Origin of the sequence: Paractinoplanes rishiriensis, assembly GCF_016862375.1 — a bacterium.
Lineage (GTDB): Bacteria > Actinomycetota > Actinomycetes > Mycobacteriales > Micromonosporaceae > Actinoplanes > Actinoplanes rishiriensis.
This window is the reverse complement of the sequence record NZ_BOMV01000110.1, coordinates 49,011-56,121: the sequence shown is the minus strand read 5'-3', so window position 1 is coordinate 56,121 and position 7,111 is coordinate 49,011. Positions and strand designations below refer to the sequence as shown.

The following is a 7,111-nucleotide window of genomic DNA, read 5'->3' as shown; positions in this document are numbered from 1 at the left end:
CGGTAGTTTGTCGGCTTCGTAACCTTTCTTCGGTGTGTGGCGTTGCGCTCGGCAGGTGTCGGATCGAGCGTTGGGGTGCTGGGTGGTTCGCGCGGTGTGCCCGCCGGCTGCGGGTCCGTTGGAGGACTACGCGGCCTGTTTCGACGAGTTGTTCTCCCGGTTGGCGCAGCGGCGGGGGTTTCGGGAGTATCTGACCGGCCTGCTGGCGCCTCGCGATCGGAACAAGACGCTCACCGGGCTGGCCGGAGCGGAACCGGTCACCGGGGCGCAGCACGCTGCGGTGCAACGGTTGCAGTACTTCCTGTCGCAGTCCACATGGGACGCCGACGAGGTCAACCGGCGGCGGCTCGAGTTGCTGGTGAACGATCCGGCGACCGCGCCGCACGCGCGGGGTGTGATCGCGATCGACGACTCCGGCGACCGCAAGGACGGCACCGCGACGGCGCATGTCGGCCGGCAGTGGCTGGGCCGTTACGGCAAGACCGACAACGGCATCGTCACGGTGACCACGGTCTGGGCTGACGAACGCCTCTACTATCCATTGCACGCGCAGCCTTACACCCCGGCTTCCCACTTCCCCCGCAAGCAGTCCGACCCCGAGTTCCGGACCAAGTTGCAGATCGCCGCCGATCTGATCGCCGAAGCGCTCGCGGCAGGCGTGACCTGCCGGGCAGTGGTGGCGGACAGCTTCTACGGCGAGCACGACGACCTTCGCGGCGCGCTACGTCAGAGCGGGCTGGGTTTCGTCATGGCCCTCAAACCGTCGCGCGGCTCGTGGCAGTACGGCGCCGAGGTGTACACGCCGAAAGACGCCGCCCGCGCCGTGCCCTGGGCCGGCCCCGAGAACCCGGGCGGCTGGCAACCGGTCACGCGAACCTTCCGCGACGGACGCACCGAGACCTGGTGGGCCACCGACGCCCGGCTCGGCTGGTGGGGACCCGACGGGCACACCCGCCTGGTCATCGCCACCACCGACCCGCAAACCCTGCCGGACAAGGCCACCTGGTACCTGGCCACGAACCTGCCCCGCCCCAGCGGCCCGCACGACAATGCCGAGGCCGCCCGCGAACCCGCGGACCTGACCGAGGTCGTGCGGCTCTATGGGATCAGGCACTGGATCGAGCAAAGCTACAAACAAGTCAAGGACGAACTGGGCTGGGCCGACTTCCAAGTCCGCTCCGCCACCGCGATCCGCCGCCACCAAACCCTCGTGAACTGCGCATTCTCGTTTTGCTGGGACGCCTGGTTCGACCAACCACCCACAAACGACCACACCGCAACCGTCCCGGAAACCGTCCCCGACGACTCCGGAGAGAGGGGGCGCCGAAACCAGCCCCACTGAACAGCCCAGTTGGCCGAAAGCCCTGCGCGCTGTCCGCGCCTGGCTCACCCCATGGCTGCTCCTGCAACGCTGCTGGACAGCATGGACCACCAAACCGCCACCCCGCGAACTCCAGCAACTGCTCAACGCCGTCGGAAACGGCCACGCCCTCAACCTCTATCTACCACCATAAAGACGACAAACTACCGCTAGACAACATCAGCCCCGCCAGGATCGGCCCGGTCCCGCCCACCACCGTCGACCAGGCCGGCCACCAGGTCGGCGTGACCGCGGCCCGGCTGCTGCTGGAACGCATCGCCGACCGCGGCCGGCCGGCCGCGCAGGTGCGCTTCTCCCCCACCCTGGTGGTCCGGGCCAGCACCGCGCCGCCACCGGTCCGTTGATCAGTACTCTCGGGGGTATGCCCAAGCCCGCGCCCCGCCGGATCACCATCATCGACGTCGCGCGCCACGCACAGGTCTCCACCACCGCCGTCTCCAAGGTCCTGCGCAACGCCTACGGTGCCAGCCCGGCCATGCGGGCCAAGGTGCAGCAGGCCATCGACGAACTCGGCTTCCGGCCGTCCGCCGCGGCCCGGGGACTCCGCGGGCAGACCTACACCATCGGCGTGATGCTGCCCGACCTGCGCAACCTGTTCTTCGCCGACATCCTCGACGGCATCACCACCCAGCTCGGCGACACCGACTACCAGGTTCTGCTCGCCCCCGGCTGCAACGGCGAACAGGCCGAGGCCCGGGTCATCGACGCGATGATCGACCGCAGCATGGACGGCCTCGTCCTCATCGCGCCGGTCTCCTCGAAGACCCGGCTGAACACCGTCGCGCGCAGCGTGCCCACCGTGGTCGTCGGCCGGCATGGCTCCGCCACCACCTACGACTCGGTCACCGACGACGACGTCGCGGGTGCCGCCCTGGTCGTCGACCATCTGGCCGACCTGGGCCACCGCCGCATCGCGCACATCGAACACCACGAGACAGATCCCGTACGCCTGGCCGAAATGCCCAACGCACAACGCGCCAACGGGTACCGCGACGCGATGCGCGCCCGGGGACTGGCCGACGAGATCGACATCGCGTCGACCAGCTACACCCACCACGGCGGCTACGCCGGGGCCAAGGAACTGCTGTCCCGGCCGCACCGGCCGACCGCGATCTTCGCCGGTGCGGACGTCGTCGCCCTCGGCGCCATGGAAGCCATCGCCGAGGCCGGGCTGACCATCCCGGACGACATCTCGGTGGTCGGTTATGACAACAGCGCCCTGGCCGCGTTCGGGCCGATCTCGCTGACCAGCGTCGACCAGGACGGGCGCGAAATGGGCGCCAACGCCGCCCGCCTCGTGATCGACCGGATCGCCGACCGGACCCGCCGCACCGTTCAGGTCAAGCTGACCCCCTCACTGGCCGTCCGGCGCACCACCGCCGCACCTGTTCAGGGAGCCGAGGTGAACTCGGCGAGTCCGGCGCCGACCGAATAGACGTCGTAGAGGCCGTTCCGCCCCACGAAGGTCGCGCCGGAGGTGACCGGGGTGCTGGTGGCCGACGCCGACGCCAGCGAAATCCAGATCTGGCCCCCGGTTCCGGCCGGTGCGGTGGCCTGGAGGCGGAACTGGCCCGCCGCGTCCCGGGCCCACTTGACCACGAGCGGTCCGGCGGACGTCGGCACCTGGCCCTGCGCCAGCTCAGCGGGCCTGCCTGCGGTTTCACCCGCCAGGTCGCATCGCCGGGAAGTCCACGATGATCAAGATCGTCGCCGGCGCGGAACGGTCCGACGCCGGCACCGTCGAGTTCGGCGGCGCGCCGGTGACGATCGGGTCCACGTCCGACGCCATCGCGCTGGGCATCGCCACGTCTATCAGGAACCGCAGTTGTTCGACGAGCTGACCGTCGCCGAGAACATCTTTCTGGGTCGTGAGCTGCGCCGCCGGGGCCGGGTCGACTGGGCGGCACAGAACCGGCACGTGGTGGAGTTGCTGGCCATGCTGGATCTGCCCGGGCGCCTCGCCGGCCGGCGAGCCTTTCGGTCGCCGAGCGGCAGCAGGTCTCCATCGCCAAGGCGCTGTCCCACGACGCCACCGTGCTCATCCTCGACGAACCGTCAGCGATCCTCACCCACGCCGAGATCGACGTGCTGTTCGCCGTGGTCCGGCGGCTCACCGCGGCGGGCGTCGCGGTCGTCTACATCTCCCACCGGCTCGACGAACTGGTCCGGATCGCCGACGAGGTGACCGTGATGCGCGACGGCACCACCGTCGGCACCTATCCGATCGGCGACCTGAGCGCGCGGCAGATCGCCGAGCTCATGGTCGGTGAGGTGCTGTCCGGCGAGCGGCCCTCGCGCGCGGCACCGGCCCGCGGGCGGTCAACGGCGTGCTGGTGTCCTACATCGGCTTCCCGGCCCTGATCGCCACGCTGGCGACCTACTACGCGTGCAAGTCCCTGGCGATCGTGATCAACGATCAGAGCCCGATCAGTACGCCGCCCATCCAGGACCTCTACTCGCTGAGCCGGGCCGTCGAGCTGCCGCTGTTCGGCCGGGACACCCGGTTCAAGGCGTACGTCTACGCCGGTCTCATCTCCGGCCTGGTGGCGGTCGTGACCGTCAGCCAGTTCGCCTCGGCGCGCCCCGACGCCGGCGTCACCGGCAACGGCATGGCGCTGCCGGCCATCACCATTGCCGTGCTCCGCGGCGTCGCGATCACCGGCGGTATCGGCCGGGTGTCCGGGGTGGTGCTCACCACGCTCCTGATCGTCTGGCTCAACGCCGGCATCCTGCTGGCCTTCGCCGGTAACGAGGGTGCCCAGTACCAGTTGTTCGCCCTGGGCGCCGTGCTCGTCTTCGCGGCCCTGCTCAACGGCCTCACCAGCCGCCGTTACAGCGGTACCGGCTGAGCAACGTTATCCGGCACGTGTGCGCATAAAGACCATGCTCATCTTGACCGCCAACGCATAGATACATATCGTTCTATGGCCCAGTTGAGCAACGTTACCCACAACACCCAGGGAAGGGTGAAAGCCATGTCCCGCGTCCGCAAGTTCCTGGCCGCGACAACGATCGGGTTGGGCCTCCTCGCCGGCTCGGTGGCCGTCAGTCCCGCGTCGGCCGCCGACAACCCGTACCAGCGTGGGCCGGACCCGACCGCCGCCAGCATCGCGGCGGTGACCGGCCCGTTCGCCACCGCATCGGTCACCGTGCCGCGCGGCAACGGCTTCGGCGGCGGAGTGATCTACTACCCGACCGACACCAGTCAGGGCACCTTCGGTGGGATCGCCATCTCGCCCGGTCTCAACGGCACCTGGCCCGGCATCGCCTGGCTCGGCCCGCGACTCGCGTCGCAGGGCTTCGTCGTGTTCGGCATCGAGACCAACAACCTCAACGACAGCCCGACCAGCCGCGGGACCCAGCTGCTGGCCGCGCTGGACTACCTGACCGGGAGCAGCTCGGTGCGCACCCGGGTCGACGCCGGCCGGCTCGCGGTGGCGGGCCACTCGATGGGCGGCGGCGGTGCGCTCGACGCGGCCCTGCGCCGGCCGTCGCTGCGGGCCACCATCGGCAACGCGCCCCACCTGCCGTCGGGCAGCCTGGCCAACGACCGGGTGCCGACCCTGATCTACGCGATGCAGAACGACACCCTCGTGCCGCCCTCCCGGCTCACCAGTCTGTACAACACCGTGCCGGCCACCACCGAGCGGGGCTATCTCGAGATCACCGGCGCCGGCCACAACTACATCGGTCAGCCGAGCACCATCCTGGCGCGCACGATGATCCCCTGGCTGAAGATCTTCGTCGACGACGACGCCCGCTACAGCCAGTTCCTGTGCCCGCTCACCGACCGCTCCGGCATCTCCCAGTACCAGAGCAGCTGCCCGCTGATCACGACGTCACCGACGACCGGCCCCACGGCGCAACCGACCACGGCCGCCCCGACGACGACGCCGACCACGCCGCCGGTTGGCGGCCCCTGCGAAGCCACGCACCGGACGGTCAACTCGTGGTCCGGCGGATACCAGGGTGAGGTGACGGTGCGGGCCGGCTCGGCGGCGATCAACGGCTGGACCGTCAGCTGGACGCTGGGCAGCGGCCAGACGATCAACCAGGTCTGGGGCGGCGCGCTGACCGCGAGCGGCACCGCGGCGACCGTGCGAAACGAGACGTGGAACGGTCCGGTGGCGGCCGGCGCGTCGACCACCTTCGGCTACATCGCCACCGGGAACGCTCCTACTCAGCCGCTGGCTTGCAGCGCCCGGTAGTCCCGGCTTCCCGGCCGGCCAGCAGTGCGGACAGCACGCCGGCCGGCTCGGTCCCGAGCAGCGCGCGCACGTGGGCATCGGTCTCCGCGGTGAGACGTGCTGCCGTCGCGGCGTCGCGCAGCTCGGGCCAGTCGAGCGACGCGACGAAGCCGGCGATCCAGGGGCCGGTGCGGGTGGCGTCGAAATCGGCCCGCAGACGGCTCACGAGCGTCTCGTCGTCGCGGACCTCGACCGTCCCGAAGGCACCCGCGTAGCTGGTCAGCAGGCAGGCGAACGCGAACACCCCGAGGTCGGCCCGCCGCCCTCGGGACCACGCGTCGAGCACCACCGGCAGGTTTCTCGTCCGCCACTTGGCGAGCGCGTTGAGCCGGATGTCGGCGAGCAGGTGCTGCAGCGCGGGATTGCGGAACCGGTCGAGGATGGCGGCGGCGTACTGCTGCAGGTCCGCAGGGCCCTCCGGCGCCGGCAGCGACGGCAGCACCTCGTCGTCGAGCAGATGCCGCAGGTAGGCGCCGACCGCCGGATGCTGGACGGCGTCGAGCACGGTGCGGCAGCCCACCAGCGGGCCGACGGCCGCCATCGCGGTGTGCGTGCCGTTCAGGATGCGCACCTTGCGTTCCCGGTAGGGCCGGATGTCGGACAGGAACCGCACGGGCAGAGCGGCCCGGTCGAGCGGGAACTCGTCACGGATCTCCGGCCCGCCGGCGATCGCCCAGTCGGCGTAGTGCTCGCCGCGGACGATCAGCCGGTCGTCGAAGCCCAGCGAGGCGCGGAGTTCGGCGGCCTCGCCCTCCGAAAGCCCCGGCACGATGCGGTCGACGATGGTGTCGTAGAAGCGGCAGTGCGCGGTGACCCACTCGATGAACTGCGGGTCGAGCGCCGCCTCGGTGGCATGCCGCAGGATCAGCGAACGCAGCGTCGCACCGTTGTCCTCGATGAGCTCGCAGGGCAGGAACGACAGGCCCCGCCGGGGGTCGCCGGCGAAGTGGCTCCAGCGTTCGTGCAGCAGTGCCGTCATCTTGGCGGGGAACGAGGCGGGTGGTGCGGCGCCCAGGTCGCCGGGGGCGTAGACGATGCCGGCGTCCGTGGTGTTGGAGATGACCAGGCTCAGCGTCTCCTCGTGCATCAGGGCACGGCAGCCGTCCCAGTCCCGGTACGCGTCGACGACCGACTGCACCGCCGTCACCAGCGTCGTCTCGGTGAACGGACGGCCGTCCCGGACGCCGTCGAGCAGGACGTGGAACATCCCGTCCTGCTCGACGAGCCGACCGGTGACCTGTTCGGGCCGCGGCGTGGCCTTCATGACCGCGATGCCGTGCCGCAGCACGCCCGCGTCGTTGGCCCGGTGCACCATCCAGTCGGCGAAGCCGCGCAGGAAGTTGCCGGCGCCGACCTGGAGGATCCGGATCGGCAGGGTCTCCCGGCCCGGGGCCGCCTCGGCGAGTGGCCGTAGGTCACGGATGGTGGCGGACACGCTCAGTCTCCTCGATCGACGATGTTCAGTGTCGACCAACGTAGTGCA

The 7,111-nt window shown here is 70.4% G+C and carries 9 protein-coding genes and 1 pseudogene; 8 read left to right on the top strand and 2 right to left on the bottom strand.

Features of this window, described 5'->3' with window-relative positions; translation table 11 throughout:
• The first annotated feature begins 82 nt into the window (after positions 1-82).
• Genes Ari01nite_RS50570 through Ari01nite_RS45815 form a run of 3 tightly spaced genes read left to right on the top strand, consistent with a single transcriptional unit; the run spans position 83 to position 2,816 of the window.
• Positions 83-1,342, top strand: coding sequence for an IS701 family transposase (locus Ari01nite_RS50570; protein WP_239163581.1), 1,260 nt, complete (start codon positions 83-85; stop codon positions 1,340-1,342).
• Positions 1,231-1,725, top strand: a complete 495-nt coding sequence (locus tag Ari01nite_RS45820; protein ID WP_239163580.1) for a substrate-binding domain-containing protein — start codon at positions 1,231-1,233, stop codon at positions 1,723-1,725. The genes Ari01nite_RS50570 and Ari01nite_RS45820 overlap by 112 nt, the downstream gene beginning before the upstream one ends.
• A gap of 17 nt (positions 1,726-1,742) precedes the next feature.
• Positions 1,743-2,816: a LacI family DNA-binding transcriptional regulator gene (locus tag Ari01nite_RS45815; protein WP_203790594.1), complete on the top strand. Its 1,074-nt coding sequence runs from the start codon at positions 1,743-1,745 to the stop codon at positions 2,814-2,816.
• Here Ari01nite_RS45815 and Ari01nite_RS45810 read toward each other — a convergent pair.
• Positions 2,771-3,004 carry a hypothetical protein gene (locus Ari01nite_RS45810; RefSeq protein WP_203790593.1) on the bottom strand — a complete coding sequence of 78 codons (234 nt, stop codon included), beginning with the start codon at positions 3,002-3,004 and terminating at the stop codon, positions 2,771-2,773. The genes Ari01nite_RS45815 and Ari01nite_RS45810 overlap by 46 nt on opposite strands.
• 71 nt (positions 3,005-3,075) lie before the next feature.
• Between Ari01nite_RS45810 and Ari01nite_RS50565 the strand changes: the two genes are divergently transcribed.
• The 5 genes and pseudogenes from Ari01nite_RS50565 to Ari01nite_RS45795 all read left to right on the top strand — a co-directional run bounded on the left by Ari01nite_RS50565 (position 3,076) and on the right by Ari01nite_RS45795 (position 5,589).
• On the top strand, positions 3,076-3,222 hold the full coding sequence (locus Ari01nite_RS50565) for a hypothetical protein (protein WP_239163579.1): 147 nt from the start codon (positions 3,076-3,078) through the stop codon (positions 3,220-3,222).
• Positions 3,223-3,277: 55 nt separating this feature from the next.
• Positions 3,278-3,388, top strand: a pseudogene (locus tag Ari01nite_RS51330) (hypothetical protein); the annotation flags it as partial.
• Between the two features lie 27 nt (positions 3,389-3,415).
• Entirely contained in the window at positions 3,416-3,742 is a 327-nt protein-coding gene (locus Ari01nite_RS50555; protein WP_239163578.1) for a hypothetical protein, read from the top strand.
• Complete coding sequence (locus Ari01nite_RS45800) at positions 3,709-4,230, top strand: ABC transporter permease (RefSeq protein WP_239163577.1); 522 nt, start codon at positions 3,709-3,711, stop codon at positions 4,228-4,230. Before Ari01nite_RS50555 ends, Ari01nite_RS45800 begins: the two co-directional genes overlap by 34 nt.
• Positions 4,231-4,356: 126 nt before the next feature.
• Positions 4,357-5,589, top strand: a complete 1,233-nt coding sequence (locus Ari01nite_RS45795; RefSeq protein ID WP_203790592.1) for a poly(ethylene terephthalate) hydrolase family protein — start codon at positions 4,357-4,359, stop codon at positions 5,587-5,589.
• Here the strand turns inward: Ari01nite_RS45795 and Ari01nite_RS45790 are convergent.
• Positions 5,558-7,063: a tagaturonate reductase gene (locus Ari01nite_RS45790; protein WP_203790590.1), complete on the bottom strand. Its 1,506-nt coding sequence runs from the start codon at positions 7,061-7,063 to the stop codon at positions 5,558-5,560. The genes Ari01nite_RS45795 and Ari01nite_RS45790 overlap by 32 nt on opposite strands.
• Positions 7,064-7,111 lie beyond the last annotated feature (48 nt).

Excerpts from the sequence above, each read along its gene's own strand:
- Ari01nite_RS45795 (WP_203790592.1), top strand. The coding sequence starts at position 4,357 with ATGTCCCGCGTCCGCAAGTTCCTGGCCGCGACAACGATCGGGTTGGGC.
- Ari01nite_RS50565 (WP_239163579.1), top strand. The coding sequence starts at position 3,076 with ATGATCAAGATCGTCGCCGGCGCGGAACGGTCCGACGCCGGCACCGTC.
- Ari01nite_RS45815 (WP_203790594.1), top strand. The coding sequence starts at position 1,743 with ATGCCCAAGCCCGCGCCCCGCCGGATCACCATCATCGACGTCGCGCGC.